Here is a 21,076-nt window from a genome sequence, read left to right on the forward strand (position 1 = left end):
TTGTGATAAAAAAGAGTGAAGTGAATTGAAGTGACCCCTAAAAGTTAGACACGGTTATTTCATTAGGCAGCTTGATAAAAGTGAGTCCGGTATTGTACCGGGCTCATTTTTAATTTTGCCTTAATCCGTTTCGTATTATAATAATCTATATATTTTTCTAATTCTATTTTAAAGTGCTCTACATTTTCAAATTCTTTTATGTAGAGGAACTCCGACTTCATAATCCCAAAGAAATTTTCTATTACTGCGTTGTCGTAACAGTTGCCTTTTCGAGACATACTCTGGACGATAGCTCTTGATTCAAGTGTCCGGACGTACTGTCTCATTTGATAATGCCATCCTTGATCCGAATGCATCAGTAGCTGGTGGGTTTCAGGTAAACGTTCCAATGCTTTCTCTAACATGTCTGAAACAAGCGAATACGTCGGTCTAGAACCAATTGTATAGGTAATAATTTCACCATTATACAAATCTAATACAGGTGATACATACAGTTTTTCTCCAAACAATTTAAACTCTGTGATGTCTGTTACCCACTTTTGATTCGGTGCATCTGTATGAAAATTACGCTCTAAAATATTAGGTGCAATTCTACCGACTTTTCCTTTATAGGATTTATATTTCTTCATACGCACAACACACTTTAACCCAAGCTCTTTCATAATGCGCTGAACCTTCTTGTGGTTCACTTTCTGGCCACGATTCGTTAATTCATCACGAATGCGACGATAACCATAACGACTTTCATTTTCCTCATAAATCGCTTTAATCTCAGCTTTCAAATCGGCATCTACATCTGGACGATTCATTTTCTTTACTAAATCATAATACGTGCTTCGAGGAATAGTAGCTAGCTCCACGAGTGCCTTCACCGAATATTTATGCCTTAATTCATAGACTACTTGCGCTTTGTCTTGTTTTGTGATTTTTCCTTGTTTTGAACTAAGGCATTTAACTTTTTTAAGTACTCATTTTCCATCTCAAGCTGTTTAATGCGTGCTTCAAGTGCTTCGACTGACCCTTCAGCTAAAGGTTGTTTTACTTGTTTATTTGAATCTTTTTTCATGGATGGACGCCCCTTTTTCTTAGATTGAAGGGCATCAATTCCTTGTGTTTCGAGCTGTTTTTTCCAAACAGAAATCGTTGAAGGGGCAGGAATATTAAAGATAGCTGCCGTCTCAAATAAGGACATACCGTTTTCAATCATAAAGTTTAGTACGTCTAGTTTAAATTGTTGTGTGTAATTTGTACATCGTTTTAGAAAAGCTTCCAGACCATTCTGTTTATATTGGTTTACCCAATTCAAAATGATTGTGTCACTTATACCGAGCGATCTACCCATTTCTCGATAACTTTCATTTCCGTTCAAATAACGTAGAACGATTTGTATTTTTTCATCAGCTGTAAATTTAGCCATAGAAAAACTGCACCCCCAATTGTTAGACTATGTCTAACAATTGGGGTGCAGTTCAAATTCACTCTTTTTTATTTGGATTTTTAAGGAATGAAATTGATATAATGATGAGTAATAAAGGGGGAGAAATGATGGGAATACATATTAGAAGAGCAATAAAGGATGATATACAAGGTATAGCAAAGGTGCATGTCGATAGTTGGAAAGCAACGTATAAAGGGATATTTGCTGACGAAATTCTAGATAATATAGCATATGAGAAACGAGAAAAACAATGGGAAGATATTTTTCAAAAAGAAGGTAATCATCAATTTAGATTTGTAGCAGAGAATTTAAATGGAGAAATAGTTGGATTCATCGATGGGGGGATAGAAAGAACTGATACATATAATTGTGATGGAGAATTATATGCAATCTACCTTTTACAAGAGTATCAAGGAATGAAAATAGGACAAAAGTTATTTCAAGCGTTACTATCAGAATGTGTAAAGAATGATATGCAATCACTTTTAGTTTGGGTTGTTACGAATAATCCTTCTAAAAAGTTTTATGAAAAATTTAACCCAGAAAAAATTGATACAAAATTTTTAGAGCGATTACAGGTAGAAGAGACAGCATATTGCTGGAGAGATATAAATAATATTATTATGTAAATTTTATGTTTGAAAGAGGTATACCAATTAAGGTATACCTCTTTTGTTTAAACATTTTGGATAGATTACTAATGAAAAATAGTAAGTATGTAGTTTGAAACTGAGTATTTTTTTGTGTATTTTTAACTAGATTAAAGAAAAGAGGGAAAACAATAAAAATTAAAGCAGATAAAAAAATTCTGAAATATACTATTGAATTGAATATCATTATCAATTAGAATCATAGTTGATAACGATATTCAATTATCAATTGTAATATGAAATTCTCATAGCGTTAATATAAAGAGGAGGACCAACATGCAGCATGCGAAACAAATCGCAGAACATGCAACATTACAAAGCTTTTTAAACTGTTATTTAAGAGAAACAGGGAGTGGAGAATGGATTACAGAGGATGAAAGAATGAAGAGTATCTTCAGTAATACGTTGAATAGAGATACAGTCCCCACATATTTATGTTGTCGGCTATCGGCACAGAACGTTACTTTGTATGGAGAAGTTATATATAAATCATCAACAGATCGCCATTTGTTTGGAGAACAATTTTATTATCAAATTGGAGATAGTCATTCTGTTATTACAGCAGATTATGTTACAGTTATTACATTTTTAATAAAAGAGATGTCTATCAACTACGGAGAAGGAACGAATCCTGCGGAACTTATGCTTCGAGTCATCCGTAGTTGTCAAAATATTGAGGAATTTACAAAAGAGAGAATAGAAGATACATCCGCATTATACGGTTTTCATACAACTTTTATAGAAGCGGAGCAGTCTTTATTATTTGGGCATTTAACTCATCCTACACCAAAGAGTAGACAGGGGATATTGGATTGGAAAAGTGCAATGTATTCTCCAGAATTAAAAGGAGAATGTCAGCTTCATTATTTTCGGGCACATAAAAGTATAGTAAATGAAAAATCATTATTATCAGATTCTACAACAATGATTATAAAAGAAGAATTAAGTAATGATGAGATGGTTAGTAAAGAATTTATAACGAAGTACTGTAAGGAAGATCAATATGCATTAATTCCAATTCATCCGCTTCAGGCAGAATGGCTCTTGCATCAAGCTTACGTACAAGATTGGATAGTTCAAGAATTGCTTGAGTATATTGGTCCTGTAGGTAAGTATTATATGGCAACATCATCACTAAGGACGCTATATCATCCCAATTCGAAGTATATGCTTAAGTTTTCATTTCCGGTGAAAGTAACGAATTCAATGCGTATTAATAAACTGAAAGAACTTGAGAGTGGTCTTGAAGGGAAGGAAATGTTAAATACGGCTATTGGTGAAGTACGAGAAAGATTTCCAGGATTTGATTTTATTTGTGATCCAGCCTTTATTACATTAAATTATGGAACACAAGAATCTGGATTTGAAGTGATTATTCGTGAGAATCCTTTTTATAGTGAACATGCAAACGACGCAACATTAATTGCTGGGCTAGTTCAAGACGCTATACCTGGGGAGCATACGCGGTTATCGAATATTATTCATCGCCTAGCAGATTTAGAAAGTAAAAGCTGTGAAGAAGTAAGCTTAGAGTGGTTTAGACGATATATGAATATTTCTTTAAAGCCAATGGTATGGATGTATTTACAGTATGGTGTTGCATTAGAAGCTCATCAGCAAAATAGCGTTGTTCAGCTAAAAGATGGTTATCCGGTCAAATATTATTTCCGTGATAATCAAGGATTTTATTTCTGTAATTCAATGAAAGAAAAGCTTAATAATGAATTAGCTGGTATTGGAGAACGTACTGGAAATTTATATGACGACTATATTGTGGATGAGAGATTTCGTTACTACTTAATTTTCAATCATATGTTTGGCCTCATTAATGGTTTTGGCACAGCAGGATTAATTAAGGAGGAAATTCTTCTCTCGGAATTAAGGTCTGTACTTGAATCATTCCTTCCGTATAACCGGGAACCTTCAACATTTTTAAGAGAATTATTGGACGAAGATAAGTTAGCGTGTAAAGCAAATTTACTAACGAGATTTTTCGATGTCGATGAGTTAAGTAATCCATTAGAGCAAGCAATTTATGTGCAAGTACATAATCCGCTCGTTAGAGAAGTGGCTGTTCGTTCATAAATAGCGTTAAAATTTCACGTAATACAAATAATGGTATTTTGTCATAAGGTGGAGGTTTTTATGAGAGTGGACATGTATCATACGAAAGTATTGAAGGCGCTCGAATCAGAAGATTACATTTCAGTACGAAGAAGAGTGCTACGTCAATTAGTAGAATCGTTAATTTATGAGGGGATTATTACACCGGTTCGCATAGAAAAAGAAGAACAAATTCTTTTTATAATACAAGGACTTGATGAAGAAGACAAAAGTGTCACGTACAAATGCTATGGCAGGGAACGGATGACATTTGGACGTATTTCGTTAGACTCATTAATAGTAAGAGTCCAAGATGAACAGCAAGAAATACAGTCTGTCTCGCAATTTCTAGAAGAAGTTTTTCGGGTTACTAGTGTAGAACAAGCTAAATTAGATTCTTTTATGCACGAATTAGAACAAACAATATTTAAAGACACGATTGCACAATATGAAAGAAATAATAAGAGAGAATATACTCAAAAATCTTACGATGAGTTTGAAAGCCAATTAATAGATGGCCATCCATATCATCCTAGTTATAAAGCACGTGTTGGATTTCAATATCGTGACAATTTTCAATATGGTTATGAATTTATGCAGCCAATAAAACTCATATGGATTGCAGCAAATAAGAATTATGCGACTGTAGGTTATGAGAATGAAGTGATGTATAACAACCTTTTAAAAGAGGAGATTGGCGATCGTAAATTAGAAGAGTTTATGGAACGAATTCGTAATAAGGGATGTAATCCAAAACAGTACGTGTTTATACCTGTTCACCCATGGCAGTGGGAGAATTTCATCATTTTAAATTATGCGGATCATATACAGGGTAAATTTATTATTTATTTAGGAACATCAGAGGACGATTATTGCGCGCAACAGTCAATGAGAACGTTAAGAAATATTACGAGTCCAAAGAAACCGTACGTTAAATTATCGATGAATTTACTCAACACTTCAACACTTCGTACGCTGAAACCATACTCTGTTGTAAGTGCACCAGTAATATCAAATTGGTTAAATGATGTTGTAAGTAATGACGCCTATTTAATGGATGAAGCACGTTTAATCTTGTTAAGTGAGTTTTCAAGTGTAACGTATGACACGAATAAGAAAGCTATATATGGTTCATTAGGATGTATTTGGCGCGAAAGCGTTCACAAGTATTTAGATGCACAAGAGGATGCAATTCCTTTTAATGGTTTATACGCTAAAGAGAAAGATGGTACACCAATTATTGATGCGTGGTTGAATAAATATGGAATGAAGGATTGGCTACAATTACTTATTCAAAAAGCGATAATACCAGTTATACATCTTGTTGTAGAGCATGGCATCGCACTGGAATCACATGGACAAAATATGATTCTAGTCCATAAAGAAGGGGTGCCTGTTCGTATTGCGTTAAAGGATTTTCATGAAGGGCTTGAGTTTTATCGTCCATATTTGAAAGAAGTTGACAAATGTCCCGACTTTACTAAAATGCATAAAACATATGCGAATGGAAAAATGAATGATTTCTTTGAAATGGATCGCATTGAATGTTTGCAAGAGATGGTGTTAGATGCACTATTTCTGTTTAATTTAGGAGAATTAGCATTCGTACTTGCGGATGAGTATGGATTGAAAGAAGAACATTTTTGGATGATGGTTGTTGAAGAAATTGAAAATCATTTAAGAATATATCCACATTTGAAAGGTAGATTTGAAAATATTCAATTATATGCACCTACATTCTATGCTGAACAATTAACGAAACGTCGATTATATATGGATGTGGAATCGCTTGTTCATGAAGTTCCAAATCCATTGTATAGAGTAAGACAACTTATGAAACAAAAATCAGCTGTTACAGGGGGAAATTATGCTAATCGTTAATAAACAAGAGTATAGCAAAAGTGATTTTGAATTGAGATTACAAGTTTATGAGGAAATGGAACAATTTCAAAAAGCAGAAGGAAATAGATTTGCACTTTGTCTGAAAGATCCATTCGATATTATTACGCTTGTGTTTTTCTTAAAAGAAAAGAAATCATCAGTATTACTTATACATGAAGATACGCCAAAAGAAACGGCTATTGAAATGGCAAAGCGTGCAAATTGTGTAGGGATTTTATATGGAGAATATGGCGATTTTACAAAATTAGAAGTAGGGAACTTTTTACTAGAAGAGCCTTCTTTATTGCAATATAGTTCGGGAACTACGGGAGAACCGAAACTGATTCGTAGAGCATGGACGGAAGTTGATACAGAAATTACTGCCTATAATGAAGCTTTAAACTGTGAAGTAGATGAAGTGCCAATCGTTATGGCTCCTGTTTCACATTCATACGGACTAATATGTGGTACGTTATCAGCAATTACGAGGGGGAGCAAGCCTGTAATCATTACGAACAAAAATCCTAAATTCGCATTAAATATAGTTCGCAATACAGAAAAACATATTATATATGCAGTACCACTTATGTTACACATTATGGGGAGTTTTCCATTAGGAACGTTCCAGTTTCATAAAATTATGACATCAGGATCGCCTTTGCCAGAAGCACTATTTTATAAACTAAAAAAAATGACAACATATATGATGCAGCAATACGGTTGTTCTGAAGCAGGTTGTATTAGTATATGTCATGATATGAAAAGCCATTTAGATTTAGGAAACCCTCTACCTCATGCAAGTATAAGCATAGGTTCAGATGAAAATGCACCGGAAGAAATCGTCGTGAAAATGAATGATAAGGAAATTTTCACGAAGGATTTAGGGTATAAATCTGAGCGTGGCATTCATTTTATGGGGCGTATGGACGATGTAATTAATGTCTCAGGATTAAAAGTCTTTCCTATAGAGGTAGAAGAAACGATGCTTCGATTGGAAGGTGTGCAAGAGGCAATTGTATATCGGGGGAAACATCCTGTGATGGGCGAAATAGTTAAAGCGAAAGTGATCTCTCATGTTGATCCAGTGAAAATAAGAGAATGGTGTATTCAGCACTTACCTTCTTATAAAGTTCCGCATGAAATTGAAAGTGTAAATGAAATTCCTAAAAATAAAACTGGAAAAGTAAGTAGAAAGTTACTAGAGATGGGAGAGGTTACAACATGAGACGGGAAGCGTTAAAGAATGCCGTGTTAAAAATTATGATAGAAAAAATGGAACTGAAAAATGTAACGCATTTAGAAGAAACGATGCGCTTAAATCAAGATTTATATATAGATTCGGTCATGATGTTACAGCTTATTGTATACATAGAAATGGATGTAAAGCTATGCGTTCCAGAGGATGAGGTAGATCCAAAGGCATTTCTTACTGTAGGATCTTTGCTTGATTTTATGGAGGAGTTAGAGCCGTTACAGGAAGTAAATGTGAATAACTAACCTTTAGGAAAGTGGATGAGAGTATGACTTCAATTAAAGTGCACTGTTTAGTGAGTTGTTTTTGTGAAATTATAAAAAGGCGTAGCGACATTGATTTTCGTCCATTTTATTTTGGACTATGGGATGGAGATTTTGATATAACAGAAGGCGGAATTATTTCATATCACTCTGAAAACATTAACCATGATCATTATTTACTTTGGTTTGAAAAATTGTACGGTATTAAAGTAAACGAATGGTATGATCATGCAAAAGATAAAGATAGCAATGTAGAAACGTTTTTAGAATTAGTAGAAAACAAGCCGGAAAATCGTTATGTCATTGTAATGGTTGATATGTCTCTATTACCAGAGAGGGAAAATAAATTTCATCAAAAACCGTTTCCACATTATTTAATGATATCAAAAACAGAGAAAGAAGAAGAGTGGTTCATGCTAGATCCTGATTTTCGTTGGGAAGGAAATATGGAAAGAGAAAAAGTACTTCACTCTATTCAAGATAACCCATTTGGTGGAGGTTATTTCATTGATATAGAAGGAATTGGGGAGCCAACGCAAGAAACAGTAGCTAGTTATTTCACAGAAACATTCAAAAAGAACGACAATGAACTGACTATGGAACTGAAAAATTTAATTGTAAAAATGGCAAATGAGGAAGAAGGATATGCGCTTTCTGGACTTGTAGCAGCAGTAAAACAAATACCAGTACTTGCAATTCGTAAATATAGTTATGAGCATGCCTTTGCATACTTCCGTGAAACGTTGCAATATTCGGAGCAAGAATTTGATTATTGGTGTGATCGGGTAGAGGATATTGTACAAGGATTTACAAATGTACAGTATCGTGCAATTAAAATGGCAATGACGAATAATAAAGGTATGCTAGTATCGATTATTGAAAAACTGGATGAAATGAATGCGATTGAACTGCAAATTAAGAAGGAATTAGAGAGACAGTTTCTATCATGGAAAGGTATGAAAACAAATCAATCTGTCGCAACTCTTTAATAAGCTAACTGAATTTAAGATAGGGGAGTTTAATACTATGAAATATTCGCTATGTACCATTTCATTTCGTCATCAATTAATTTCATTTACTGATATTGTTCAATTTGCATATGAAAACGGTTTTGAAGGAATTGAATTGTGGGGGACGCATGCACAAAATTTGTATATACAAGAACGCGAAACGACAGAACGAGAATTGACTTTTCTAAAGGATAAAAACTTAGAAATTACGATGATAAGTGATTACTTAGATATATCATTATCAGCAGATTTTGAAAAAACGATAGAGAAAAGTGAACAACTTGTAGTACTAGCTAATTGGTTTAATACGAATAAAATTCGCACGTTTGCTGGGCAAAAAGGGAGCAAGGACTTCTCGGAACAAGAGAGAAAAGAGTATGTGAAGCGAATACGTAAGATTTGTGATGTGTTTGCTCAGCACAATATGTATGTGCTGTTAGAAACACATCCCAATACACTAACGGACACATTGCCTTCTACTATAGAACTATTAGAAGAAGTAAATCATCCGAATTTAAAAATAAATCTTGATTTTCTTCATATATGGGAGTCTGGCGCAGATCCAATAGACAGTTTCCATCGATTAAAGCCGTGGACACTACATTACCATTTTAAGAATATATCTTCAGCGGATTATTTGCATGTGTTTGAACCTAACAATGTATATGCTGCAGCAGGAAGTCGTATTGGTATGGTTCCGTTATTTGAAGGTATTGTAAATTATGATGAGATTATTCAGGAAGTGAGAGGTACGGATCTTTTTGCTTCCTTAGAATGGTTTGGACATAATGCAAAAGAGATATTAAAAGAAGAAATGAAAGTATTAATAAATAGAAAATTAGAAGTAGTAACTTCGTAATGTGAAATGATGTGAGAGTCTCGTTTTAGAGGCTCTTTTTTTATGGTGAAAAAATAACCAAAAATTTCCATGTATTTTAATTTGAATTTAACACAATTTATATATAAATAAGGAGGTGATTGGTAATGGCTAGAAATCGTAATTCTAATCAATTAGCATCACATGGAGCACAAGCAGCTTTAGATCAAATGAAATATGAAATTGCACAAGAGTTTGGTGTACAACTTGGCGCTGATACTTCTTCACGTGCAAACGGTTCTGTAGGCGGTGAAATTACAAAACGCCTTGTAGCGATGGCAGAACAACAACTTGGTGGCGGATATACTCGCTAATTGTAGAAGGTTATAGGAGAAAGGAAGGATTCTTCCTTTCTTTTTTTTTCAATTAATTGGTATGGATATATTGTGAACTGGATTCAAAGAATAGGAATAATACTATAATTTCCCCAATTTCTTTTGTTGTGAATGGGAAGTAGTAAAGATGTAATAGCCCTGGTGGAATGAAAACTATGTTCCAGCAGGGCTATTATATGGTAAGAAATATATGATGAAAGGTTCCGAAATCAACATGTTAAAAAAAGAAAACTGTTGTTTAATTGCGCTTGCATCAGTTCCACTTGTCATGACATTAGGGAATTCAATGCTCATTCCAATCTTGCCGACAATTGAAAAGAAATTACATATTTCATCGTTTCAAGTATCCATGATTATTACAATTTACTCTATCGTAGCCATTTTACTTATACCGATTGCTGGTTATTTATCAGATAGATGGGGACGAAAGATGGTAATGGTTCCGAGTTTGCTGATTGCGGCTATAGGAGGAGCGATAACTGGTTGGGTATCTTGGAAAGTTGATAATCCCTACACTTGGATATTAATCGGTAGAGCGATTCAAGGTATTGGTGCTGCTGGGGCAATGCCGGTTGTTATACCGTGTGTTGGTGATTTATACAAAGACGAAAAACAAGTTAGTACAGGCCTGGGAATTATTGAGACATCCAATACATTTGGAAAAGTGCTGAGCCCTATTTTAGGATCTGCTCTTGCTGCCATTGTATGGTTCTTACCATTTTGGGCGATTCCAGTTTTATGTGTCATATCAATTGTTTTGTTACTTGTTCTAGTAAAGGCAAAGAAACAAGAAGGAGAAGTACCACCACTTAAAGAGTTTATAAAATCTATTCTGTCTACGTTTCGAGAAAAAGGAAGATGGTTAATTGCCATTTTTGCATTAGGTGCAATTATTATGCTTATTTTATTCGGAATTCTCTTTTATTTGTCGACTATACTGGAATCAAAGTATGACATTCATGGTATATGGAAAGGGTGTGTGCTTGCTATCCCGTTACTTGTACTGTCAATTAGTTCATATATGGCCGGTAAAAAAATTGGAGATAATCAAAATGTTATGAAGAAGTGTATTTATATTGGTTTTTTAATGGCAGCTGCATCAGTCATCATTCCTTTATTTATAAAAGGGATTTATTTACTACTTCTTTGTCTCGTTATTATGGGGATAGGGATTGGTATGGCACTCCCATGTTTAGATGCCCTCATTACACAAGGAATTGAAAAGGAGCAAAGGGGAACGGTTACGTCATTTTATAGTTCAATGCGATTTATCGGTGTAGCAGCTGGACCACCTTTATATTCTTTTTTCATGAAAGGGGCGGACCATGAAGTGTTTTATTTGACAAGTATTTTCGCTGCCATTGGTGCTGTCATAGCAATCATTTGGATTAAACCAGCAAAGGATGCAAAGACGGTAAAACAGAAACCAGAGCCTACTTCATAATTTGTAAGAGAATTGCATGATGTTTTGAGTAACATGCAATTCTCTTTCGTTCATTAAGAATAAATAACTTGTTTTAACATATAAAGCGCGACACCCCATATGATGAGACCAGAAAATTTATTTAATAATAAAATTGTCTTTCCGGTTGAGTCTAGTCTTTTTAGAAATTTCCCCGCTAACGCTAAGCTTATAAACCAAATCCAAGAAACGATAATAGTTGCAAGTGTGAAAGCCCATTTTTCACTTCCTATGTATTGAATAGAATTTGTTCCAATTACACCGATTGTGTCTAAAATAGCATGTGGATTTAATAACGAAACGGATGCTGCGAAAAGGATTTGCTTTTTTAAGGGCATACTTTTTTCTTGTTTTACATCGTTGGAAGGGTTACTTCTCCAAATAACAAAGCCCATGTATAGGAGAAAGAAAAATCCAATTATATATAACGAGTTAGTTAGCCAAGAAAAAGTAAGGAGTACAAGGGAGACACCTTGCACTGCAATCAATATGAGTAACGTATCACATATAGAGGCAGTTAATACTACAGGGGCTGCCCTCCAAATGTTTGGTTGGCTCGCACCTTGGTTAAAGACAAAAACATTTTGTACACCTAATGGAATGATAAGTCCAAATGCAAGAATGATACCATGAATAATTGCTTCACTCATCATATTACCTCCTATTTTAATTCATTATGATAGTGTATATTGTATAGAAGAAATGAAAATTTGTATCCATCCATATGGTTGGGGAGGTTACCAACCAAAAAGAATATAAGGTGATATAATGGAAAGATTCGTTTGGAAACCGAATATGTCTCTAGCGACTCCTCTGTATAAACAAATAGAAACGTATATAAAAGAAAGGATCGTTAATGGAGAATGGACCGTTGGAACGAAATTACCTTCACAAAGAGATTTGGCACATACATTTGGTGTGAATCGAAGCACAATTGTAATGGCTTTCGATGAACTAGTTGCAAAGGGATACATAGAAGGGAATGGCAGGAAAGGAACAATTGTTGTAAATAATAATGAGAATGCTTCAACTTACGCACCCCCACCTAATTGGCAGTCTTATGTAGAAACAGGACTTCATTATCCGAATCTCCCAGCTATTCAGGAGATTAATCAAGCTGAATTTTATCCACATGTAATTCGATTAGGAACAGGTGAGCTCGCGCCGAGTCTCTTACCTGAGAAAAAGATGAAAGAAATTATGAATAAGCTTTTAAAGTCAAATGTGACGCTTGGGTATGAAGAGCCGAAAGGAAATTTTTATTTAAGGGAAAAGATTTCCGAATACTTAAAGGAGCATGGTATATGTGTATCTCCTGACTCTATATTAATTGTTTCAGGAGCAATTCAAGCGCTGCAACTTATCTCTATGGGGCTTCTTCCAAAAGGGGCATCCATCTTATTAGAGAAACCATCCTATTTATACTCGCTTAATGTTTTTCAATCCGCAGGAATGCGTTTCATTGGAATACCAATGGATGAGAACGGTTTAAATACATCATATATTACAAAATATAAGAAGCAATTTAATGCATCTATTTTATATACAATCCCGTCTTTTCATAATCCAACGAACTTTAGTATGAATGCGAAGAAACGAATAGAAGTGATGGAAATATGTAATGAAATTGGATTACCTATTATAGAGGACGCAGTGTATCAAGACTTATGGTTTGATGCACCTTGTTCGAAACCTTTAAAAGCCTATGATAAAAATGGAATCGTACTACATATTGGAAGCATGTCCAAAGTAATTAGTCCAGGGTTAAGAATTGGATGGATTGTTGGACCTGAGCCAGTAATTCAAAGATTGTCAGACATAAAAATGCAAACAGATTATGGTTCAAGCACTATATCCCAGAAAATTGCAGCAGAGTGGTTTACAAATGGTCTATATGATGAGCATTTGCGCTTTGTAAGAAGTGAATTGAAAAAACGAAGAGATTTTATGTTACTAATGTTAGATAAATATCTTCGTGAAATAGCAACTTGGCATGAACCAACAGGGGGATTTTATATATGGGTACATATAAAAGTACCCATTTCATATCGCAGTTTATTTGATAAAGCTCTGCAAGAAAAGGTTTTATTAAACCCAGGTACTTTATATGATAGAAGTGCAAATCAATTTTTGCGCCTATCGTATTCATACGCAACGTTAGAAGAAATTGAAATAGGTATAAAAAAACTTGCACAACTAATGAAAAAGTAAGAGGAGAAAGTAATGAAACAATATGTAATTTGCCAAATGATCAATGGAGAAAAATATTTAGCTGCTTATGCAGAGACGAAGCAAGAAGCGATTGAAAAAGCAGAACTGTTAGGATTAAGAACGGGAAATCGTTACATAGTTATTACTGCAGAGGAAGCCGAAGGGTTAACGTATCCTTAAACAATGTACGAGATTATATAATAATAAATAAGTCTAGTAATATAAGAAATTACTAGGCTTATTTATTATTAAGTTGTTAAACGTTCTCGTATTTATACGCAAAGTAATAATATTATGAGTCAAGTTGACGAAAAAATCGATTTGTCTTTCGGTCTTGATTTCCTTTTCTATATTCATCGATATATTGCCTAAAGTTCCAAGCTTGTAAAAATTTATTAGCAGAGTTATAACCAGAATTGTAAAGCCATTCTTTTTCTTCCTTTGTCAGTTCAAAATTAGTACTTGTAATCGTTCCTGTTGGAATTGTAATGGTTCTTGCTTTTGATTCCTTATCTAAATGACGTAAATCATGAGCTTGCATCATTGTTTTAAATAGTCCTTTGAACATGGAAATAGGCTCGTTATAGTGAGCAGGATCAGCTTGAATCTCATCTTTTACAAAATGAAATCCGAAAGTCGGCCAGCGAGGAGCGGTAGGTGAATCGAAGATCCAAATTGGATAATTACTTAGAATTCCTCCATCAACCATATAACAAGGCTGTTTCCATTTTGGAGTTCTCCATTTTACCGGTTCAAAGAAGAAGGGGATTGTACTACTCATTCTTACCGCTTTAGCGATAGAGAAGCGATAATTTAAAAATCCGTAGTTTGGTAAGTCGTCAGGAAAGACAACCATTTTACCATTACTAATATCAGAGGCGATGATTTTGAGTTTGTTTAGATCCGGTAAATCAGTAAATAAATGAACACCTTTTTTTCGAAGTAATTCTTCAATCCATTCTTCTATAAATACATTAGAGTATATACCTAGAGTAGTCCATGCACTGAGTCCCTTGCCGATAAAAGGAATTCTATCAATAAAAGTTCTTTTCGTAAATTTATTATAATCAATATCAGTTATAATCGTTTTTAACTCTGAACAAGAATATCCTGCCGCTAGGAGCGCTGCAATAATCGAACCAGCCGATGTACCAGCTACACGTTCCCATTCATAACCTTTTTCGGCTAACGCGCAAATTGCCCCAACATGCGCAATACCGCGCACACCGCCTCCTTCAAAAACACCATCAATCTTCATTAAACATACTTCCTTTCGAATGAAAGATTTAGAAATGGCAAAAAAGCACGTATTGTACGTGCTTTTTTACAATAGTTTTTTAGTTTACTAGCAGCCTACAAAGCCGCCCCAACAGCTAGCTCCGATGATGATTAGAAGGATAAATAAAACGATTAATAAAGCGAAACCTCCGTAACCACAACCGCCGCCACCGTATCCGTAACCACAGCAACTATATCCGTAACCCATGTGGAATTCCTCCTTATATTTAAAAATGAACGAGGGGAAAATGTACTGGAAGAACTAAAGAATTATCGTGTTTGTAGGAACAATGTATAGTATGCTTTTTTAAACTTGTTCGCGTACGAAGGATAAGCCCGTTTTTGGGAGGCTTGTTGATTTTGTAAAGAATGAAGTATAATCTTTGTACTATGATATAAATAAGTATGTAAATGTAAGGAGAATTTATGAATAAAAAAATTGAAGTATTAATTGATAAATATGAACTAACACACTTGAAAGAAGAACTTATTAATACTGTATTTCCTTGTATAAAAGTTGTGCCAAAGCAGCAGGGAACTGTTGCGATAGGTAGTTCGAAAATGGGAGGAGTTCCTGATCTACCAGCTTTATTTGAATATCCAAAGCATAAAGGAAATCCACTACAATTTATCGCGCAATTTAACTTAAGTGATTTACAAAACGTTGGTATGGATCACAATCTTCCTAAGACGGGGATGCTGTATTTCTTTTGCATTGAAAATTATTTTGAAGAAAATGTGAATCTAACAGAAGCTGGGCGTGTACTTTATTATGATGTTCCTGTAGAGCAATTACGAAGAGAAAATGAAATACAAGCGAAATATAACCAGTGTGCAATTACTTTTGAACTGACATACAAATTACCAGAACTTTTTATTGAAGATGAGGCTGATTCAGATCGTTTCTTGCAATTACTTGAAGAGCTAATTCCAGATAACTACGATAACCATCAAATGTTTGGTGAGCCATTCTCTGTACAAGAAGAAGTGTTATATGAGACAGGAGAATATATGGGAGTAGACCCGCAGCAAATGACTCTTTTATTCCAAATTGATTCAGATCATAAAAATTGTAATATGGTTTGGGGAGAACTAGGGATGCTATATTTCTGTATTAGTAATGAAGATTTGAAAAATCAACGTTTTGAAAATACATGCTGTGTATTACAAACATGCTAATGAAAAAAGGTTGTTCTTTTAAAAAGAACAACCTTTTTATGTGAATTAGTTAATATGCATAATCTCATATGACCTATACGAAAAAGTATTGTATACTCTGAAACTATACGATACTTTTTCGTATAGTTATAGAATATAAGGAGTGACAAGATGGGAAAGACAAGTAAGTATGTGACAGCTGCCGCACTTTGTTCAACTATAGTAATGGGAGGCTTACAAGCATCATCTGTATCTTATGCAGCTACAAATCCGACTACAGTGACAGCGCAATCAGATGTAAAGTTATTAGATGATTTCAGAAAAGAATTAAAAAAACAGATTGATAATCGAGAAGAAAATATTACAATCACATATAAAACAAAAGATAGAAATGCTAGAAATATTATGGATCAATTGTATGGTGAGTTTAATAAAATTGTAGATGCTGATGAGTATGTAAAATATAATGTAGCGTCTACTAGATATTCTATTAAAGGAATGCCAGGGGACTATACGTTTACACTGCAAGTAAAATACCGTGAATCAAAAGAACAAACTCAATATGTAAAAGCTCAGGCGAAATCAATTGTTGGATCAATTGTAAAACCAGGGATGGATGAGCATGAGAAAGTAAAAGCTATTCACGATTACGTTGTTAAGCATGTGTCTTATGATACGTCTTATCAAGCGTATACAGCATATGAAGCATTAGCGAATCGTTCTGCCGTTTGCCAAGGATATACATTATTAACGTATGAGTTGTTAAAAGAGGCAGGTATTCAAAATCATATTGTAACAGGCACAGGAAATGGACAAGCTCACGCGTGGAATTTAGTGAACATTGAAAACAAATGGTATCACCTAGATACTACATTTGATGATCCAGTACCAGATAAAGCAGGGCGTGTAACTTACTCATATTTTAATATGTCTGACGAACAGTTAAGTAAAGATCATGAATGGGATCGTAGCAAATATCCAGCGGCAACTACAAGTTATTTTGGTGAATTAACAAATAAAATAAAAGCTGGTAGCTCAAAAACTGTCGTATATGAGCAGATATTAAAAGAAACAAATTTACAATACTTATCTGCAGAATACGGAGCAGAAAATTATAATGAATTTAAGCAAAAGTTGCAGCAACAGTTTGCAGCCAAACCAGAAAAAGTAGAAGTACGATATAAGCAGTCCATGGATGGGACGATGCAAGATATAAAGAAAGTATTAAATGAAATAAATTGGCCAAAAGGTGCAAAGCGTGTGTCTTATCAAGTAGCGCCTTATAGTGCATTGGCGGGTTATTCATTAGCGACAATTACATTTACGTATTAAGCAATGGGAAAAAGCACCTGTAAAAGGTGCTTTTTTTATTTATTGATTGATTACTTTTGAATATTAAGAATTATGTGATAAAATAAAAGGATAAGGATGTGAATGTGGAATGAACTTGTTCGAAAGCGATATTTTTACATTGATATATACTTGTTTAGTAATCGGACTTATCGTTTTGTTTTTCATATCATTTACTTTGTTTATTAGAAGAGTATTACAAAGCAGTGCTGCAAAGAAACACCACATGATTAATATGAACCAGAAGCTAGATCGAATCATTGAATTGCTTGAAAAAGATAAGAAATAGCGATAGAAGAGGTATGAAAAGGGGAATGAGAATGGCGAATTATATAAAAGAATTACGTGAAAAAGTAGGACATGATTATGTTTTCTTAAACTTTGCCGGTGGTTGTGTATTTAATAAAGAAGGAGAAGTATTACTGCAAAAAAGAGGAGACTTTAACGCTTGGGGCTTTCCAGGTGGTGCAATGGAGATAGGAGAATCAGCTGCGGAAACTGCAATCCGGGAAATAAAAGAAGAAACCGGGTATGATGTAGAAATAAATGAGCTTATTGGAGTGTATACAAAATATTTTCAATCATATCCAAATGGAGACAAGGCCCAGTCAATTGTGATGTTCTTTTCATTCTCAATAGTTGGAGGTGACAAAAAAGTAGATGGTGATGAAACGTTGGATTTGAAGTTTTTCCCGTTAGACGACATGCCACCGTTATTTTGTAAACAACATGAAGATTGCCTGCAAGATTTATTGGAGAAAAGAGTAGGGGTATATCGTTAACATATAAAAAAGAAGCTAAATGAAGATTAGCTTCTTTTTTATGTTTAATTTATTTCCACCAATCATCAAACATTGACGCTGGTACTTGTCTTTTATGCTCACTCACTGTGTAACGTTTTTCAATTTTCTCTGCAACGTCAGCTGGAACTGCTTTACCTTCTAAATAATCATCTAATTGATCATAAGTAATACCTAACTCTGTTTCATCAGCTTGACCTGGTTTTTCATCTAATAAATCAGCTGTTGGCATTTTTAAGTAAAGTCGCTCGTCTGCGCCTAACTCTTGTAATAATGCACGTCCTTGGCGCTTCGTTAATCCCGTTAATGGTAATAAATCTGCACCACCATCTCCGAATTTTGTAAAGAACCCTGTTACAGCTTCTGCAGCGTGATCTGTTCCGATAACAAGTAACCCTTTTTGTCCACCAATTGCATATTGAGTAACCATACGGATACGTGCTTTCACGTTACCTTTATTAAAATCTGTTAGTGATTCACCCAATAAGTTTTCATATTGATTTGAAAAAGCATCAACAGTTGAAGCAATATCAAATGCAACAGATTGATCTGCTTGAATGAATTGTAATGCTAATTGTGCATCATCTTCATCTTTTTGTACTTTATAAGGAAGACGCACGGCGATAAACGTTACATTACCACCTTCGTTACGAATTTCTTCAACTGCAAGTTGTGCTAAGCGTCCTGCTAATGTAGAGTCTTGGCCGCCGCTAATACCAAGTACAAATCCTTTTGCGCCTGTTTTTTTTACATAATCCTTTAAGAAATCAACTCGTTTACGAATTTCAACTTTTGGATCAATTACAGGCTGAACATGTAATGCTTTCATAATCTGTTCTTGTAATGTCATTATGTTTTCCTCCTATTCATATTAAAGCGGTAAATAAGTTTATATGTATAATGGTACATACTTCTATCCTTTATTATTTCGCAAAACTAACGAATATACAATAGGATGTGTGTATGAATATGAATGTAGTCATTATAAATAAAGTACTACGTATAAGCAATTTTTTTAAACCTTTCAAAAATGTAAGGTTTTTGTCATTTGAATCGATGGAAGGTATTTCCGCACTTTACTAATATAAAAACATAGATAGTAGAAGGGCGGAGAAGTAATATGAACATTAGAGAACTAGCATATCGGAATGTAACCCGAAATAGACGGACATACTCAGCCTATTTTTTGAGTAGTGCATTTGCAATTATGGCCTTTTTTGTGTATTCATTTTTTGCGTTTCATCCGGCATTAAGTGCAGGAGAATTAGGTCAGTACGTATTCGTAAGTATGTCTTTTGCACAGTCTATTATTTACTTATTTACATTCTTCTTTATTTTATATTCGATGGGAATGTTTTTAAAAACGAGAAAGCGTGAACTAGGAATTTTAATGATGCTAGGTATGACGAAATATCAATTAAAGCGTCTGATCTTTTTTGAAAATATTATGATTGGAATAGGGGCAATTATTTTTGGTATTCTTTCAGGTATGTTATTTTCAGGGGTATTACTATTTGTCGCTCCGATGATATTGAAACTAGATATCTCCTTATCCTATTACATACCGATGAAAGCAATTGTTGTAACAAGTATTATGTTTTTCATATTATTTATGATCATATCATTGTTTAGTGCAGGAATGATTCGTAAAAATAAAATTATGAAGTTGTTTAGAGGGTCAGCAGAGGCAAAACCGGAACCGAAAGCATCAATCATTTCTTCAATATTAGCAGTAGTATTGCTTAGTGCTGGCTATGTAGGAGCTCTTCTATCGCATGGCGCAATGGTATTTATTATGATGATTCCTGTTACAACGGTAGTTATTATTGGGACGTATTTGTTGTACAAGCAGCTGAGTGTCTTTATTATTCGATTATGTAAAAAAAGTAAACGTTTCTATTGGACACAGACTAATATTATTACGTTATCAGATTTAGCGTATCGCATGAGAGATAACGCAAGAATGTTCTTTATTGTAACCATTATTTCTACTGTAGCATTTTCCGCAATAGGGACATTAGTCGGCTTCGCATCCATGACGAAAGGGATAATGGAGAGACCAATTGCGTTTCATTACCATTCTAAGCAAGGGAATAGTAACGAATCACAACATATACAAATGATTGACAAAGGATTAAAGAAATATAATATAGCAGCTTCAAAAACTAATATTTCGACAAAGAAAACGGAGGAACAGTCGTTAAGAAGCGCCACTTTTATAAAAGAATCAGATTATAAGGAATATGCAAAGTTAACAGGAGAACCATTTAATACTGTAGCAAATAAAGAGGTTGTATTTTTGTCAGCTGATATACCAGGGCCAGCGATGAAAGAAAGAAAAGAAATTACTTTACCCAATATGAATGAAAGTTTAAAGGTGAAAAAAGTTACTTCATCTTCATTGGGGAAAATATTAAGAGGAAATGTTTATGTAATCTCTAATAATCAATATGATTCATTACAAGATGGATTTATAGAGACAAAAGATTATATGTATAAAACTGAAAGAACGAAAGATGAGATTGAAATTGGTAAAGAGCTTACTCATCAAATTAAACCGTATCAAGAACAGTCAACGTTTAGTGCGGAAGAGTACGAACGAAACCAAAGTTTACAAATTGCAGGACCGATTTTATTTGTAGGTTTCTTTATTGGTATAGTATTTTTCGTTTGCGCAGGAAGTTTCCTTTACTTCCGTTTATTCTCCGATTTGGAGGATGATGTTCGCTTGTTCGAAATGATTCGAAAAGTTGGATTGACGAGTAGGGAATTATCGAAGGTAGTTACAATTCGATTGGCGCTTTTATTCTTCGTTCCAATTGGTGTTGCAACATTACATGGGGCAGTAGCCTTAACGGCGTTAGGGCAAATGTTTGAGTACTCATTGTTTAAAGAAAATACAGTTGTATTAAGTATTTTCATAGGTATTCAAGTTGTATACTTCTTACTTATAAGATCCCGTTATGTAAAACAATTGAAAGAGAGATTACGTATGCATTAAATGTGTT

Annotated in this window: 21 protein-coding genes; 16 read left to right on the forward strand and 5 right to left on the reverse strand. The window is 34.3% G+C overall.

What is annotated here, in order from left to right:
* Positions 1-62 precede the first annotated feature (62 nt).
* Positions 63-1,417, reverse strand: a protein-coding gene (locus C3Y97_RS09510) for an IS3 family transposase (RefSeq protein WP_136363312.1) whose coding sequence is annotated in 2 segments (ribosomal slippage) — positions 63-964 and positions 964-1,417 — 1,356 coding nt in all. Because the reading frame shifts where the segments join, the coding sequence is not laid out codon by codon here.
* A 128-nt stretch (positions 1,418-1,545) separates the two neighbouring features.
* On the opposite strand from C3Y97_RS09510, the gene C3Y97_RS09520 reads away from it, so the two are divergent.
* From C3Y97_RS09520 to bcbE, 9 genes are all read left to right on the forward strand, one after another.
* Complete coding sequence (locus C3Y97_RS09520; protein WP_136363314.1) at positions 1,546-2,067, forward strand: GNAT family N-acetyltransferase; 522 nt, start codon at positions 1,546-1,548, stop codon at positions 2,065-2,067.
* A gap of 297 nt (positions 2,068-2,364) precedes the next feature.
* Entirely contained in the window at positions 2,365-4,173 is a 1,809-nt protein-coding gene (locus tag C3Y97_RS09525; RefSeq protein ID WP_001163346.1) for an IucA/IucC family protein, read from the forward strand.
* Between the two features lie 60 nt (positions 4,174-4,233).
* Positions 4,234-6,072, forward strand: a complete 1,839-nt coding sequence (locus C3Y97_RS09530; RefSeq protein WP_136363316.1) for an IucA/IucC family protein — start codon at positions 4,234-4,236, stop codon at positions 6,070-6,072.
* Positions 6,059-7,297 carry an AMP-binding protein gene (locus C3Y97_RS09535; protein ID WP_000909573.1) on the forward strand — a complete coding sequence of 413 codons (1,239 nt, stop codon included), beginning with the start codon at positions 6,059-6,061 and terminating at the stop codon, positions 7,295-7,297. The genes C3Y97_RS09530 and C3Y97_RS09535 overlap by 14 nt, the downstream gene beginning before the upstream one ends.
* On the forward strand, positions 7,294-7,569 hold the full coding sequence (gene asbD / locus C3Y97_RS09540) for a petrobactin biosynthesis protein AsbD (RefSeq protein ID WP_001250560.1): 276 nt from the start codon (positions 7,294-7,296) through the stop codon (positions 7,567-7,569). Before C3Y97_RS09535 ends, asbD begins: the two co-directional genes overlap by 4 nt.
* Positions 7,570-7,592: 23 nt before the next feature.
* Positions 7,593-8,576 carry a DUF6005 family protein gene (locus C3Y97_RS09545; RefSeq protein WP_000200705.1) on the forward strand — a complete coding sequence of 328 codons (984 nt, stop codon included), beginning with the start codon at positions 7,593-7,595 and terminating at the stop codon, positions 8,574-8,576.
* 37 nt (positions 8,577-8,613) lie between these two features.
* Positions 8,614-9,456, forward strand: a complete 843-nt coding sequence (locus C3Y97_RS09550; RefSeq protein WP_000877670.1) for a sugar phosphate isomerase/epimerase family protein — start codon at positions 8,614-8,616, stop codon at positions 9,454-9,456.
* A gap of 125 nt (positions 9,457-9,581) precedes the next feature.
* Complete coding sequence (locus tag C3Y97_RS09555; RefSeq protein WP_000113545.1) at positions 9,582-9,788, forward strand: alpha/beta-type small acid-soluble spore protein; 207 nt, start codon at positions 9,582-9,584, stop codon at positions 9,786-9,788.
* Positions 9,789-10,023: 235 nt separating this feature from the next.
* The gene (bcbE, locus tag C3Y97_RS09560) at positions 10,024-11,253 is read left to right on the forward strand and encodes a bacillibactin exporter BcbE (RefSeq protein ID WP_002204804.1); all 1,230 of its coding nucleotides are present in this window, start codon (positions 10,024-10,026) and stop codon (positions 11,251-11,253) included.
* Between the two features lie 53 nt (positions 11,254-11,306).
* Here the strand turns inward: bcbE and C3Y97_RS09565 are convergent, their stop codons facing one another.
* A complete protein-coding gene (locus C3Y97_RS09565) occupies positions 11,307-11,921 on the reverse strand; it encodes a LysE/ArgO family amino acid transporter (RefSeq protein ID WP_001287303.1) in 615 nt (204 codons plus the stop codon).
* 118 nt (positions 11,922-12,039) lie between these two features.
* On the opposite strand from C3Y97_RS09565, the gene C3Y97_RS09570 reads away from it, so the two are divergent.
* The gene (locus C3Y97_RS09570) at positions 12,040-13,482 is read left to right on the forward strand and encodes an aminotransferase-like domain-containing protein (RefSeq protein WP_061457083.1); all 1,443 of its coding nucleotides are present in this window, start codon (positions 12,040-12,042) and stop codon (positions 13,480-13,482) included.
* Positions 13,483-13,494: 12 nt separating this feature from the next.
* Positions 13,495-13,662 carry a DUF3933 family protein gene (locus C3Y97_RS09575; RefSeq protein WP_000816389.1) on the forward strand — a complete coding sequence of 56 codons (168 nt, stop codon included), beginning with the start codon at positions 13,495-13,497 and terminating at the stop codon, positions 13,660-13,662.
* Between the two features lie 112 nt (positions 13,663-13,774).
* Here C3Y97_RS09575 and C3Y97_RS09580 read toward each other — a convergent pair whose 3' ends face one another.
* Positions 13,775-14,740 (reverse strand): patatin-like phospholipase family protein, encoded by a 966-nt coding sequence (locus C3Y97_RS09580; RefSeq protein ID WP_000686807.1) that lies wholly within the window; start codon positions 14,738-14,740, stop codon positions 13,775-13,777.
* A gap of 87 nt (positions 14,741-14,827) precedes the next feature.
* Complete coding sequence (locus C3Y97_RS09585) at positions 14,828-14,968, reverse strand: YjcZ family sporulation protein (protein ID WP_000540419.1); 141 nt, start codon at positions 14,966-14,968, stop codon at positions 14,828-14,830.
* 218 nt (positions 14,969-15,186) lie between these two features.
* Here C3Y97_RS09585 and C3Y97_RS09590 point away from each other — a divergent pair, with 218 nt between their 5' ends.
* From C3Y97_RS09590 to C3Y97_RS09605, 4 genes are all read left to right on the forward strand, one after another.
* Positions 15,187-15,939: a YwqG family protein gene (locus C3Y97_RS09590; RefSeq protein WP_001034844.1), complete on the forward strand. Its 753-nt coding sequence runs from the start codon at positions 15,187-15,189 to the stop codon at positions 15,937-15,939.
* 150 nt (positions 15,940-16,089) lie between these two features.
* The gene (locus C3Y97_RS09595) at positions 16,090-17,250 is read left to right on the forward strand and encodes a transglutaminase domain-containing protein (RefSeq protein WP_136363318.1); all 1,161 of its coding nucleotides are present in this window, start codon (positions 16,090-16,092) and stop codon (positions 17,248-17,250) included.
* Positions 17,251-17,359: 109 nt separating this feature from the next.
* Positions 17,360-17,557 carry a DUF4083 domain-containing protein gene (locus tag C3Y97_RS09600; RefSeq protein WP_001048090.1) on the forward strand — a complete coding sequence of 66 codons (198 nt, stop codon included), beginning with the start codon at positions 17,360-17,362 and terminating at the stop codon, positions 17,555-17,557.
* Between the two features lie 31 nt (positions 17,558-17,588).
* Entirely contained in the window at positions 17,589-18,050 is a 462-nt protein-coding gene (locus C3Y97_RS09605) for an NUDIX hydrolase (RefSeq protein WP_000024999.1), read from the forward strand.
* A 49-nt stretch (positions 18,051-18,099) separates the two neighbouring features.
* Here C3Y97_RS09605 and nadE read toward each other — a convergent pair whose 3' ends face one another.
* Complete coding sequence (gene nadE / locus C3Y97_RS09610; protein ID WP_000174904.1) at positions 18,100-18,918, reverse strand: NAD(+) synthase; 819 nt, start codon at positions 18,916-18,918, stop codon at positions 18,100-18,102.
* A 270-nt stretch (positions 18,919-19,188) separates the two neighbouring features.
* On the opposite strand from nadE, the gene C3Y97_RS09615 reads away from it, so the two are divergent.
* Positions 19,189-21,069, forward strand: coding sequence for an FtsX-like permease family protein (locus tag C3Y97_RS09615; RefSeq protein ID WP_136363320.1), 1,881 nt, complete (start codon positions 19,189-19,191; stop codon positions 21,067-21,069).
* Positions 21,070-21,076: the final 7 nt, after the last annotated feature.

Origin of the sequence: Bacillus sp. DU-106 (assembly GCF_004799705.1) — a bacterium.
GTDB classification, from domain to species: domain Bacteria; phylum Bacillota; class Bacilli; order Bacillales; family Bacillaceae_G; genus Bacillus_A; species Bacillus_A cereus.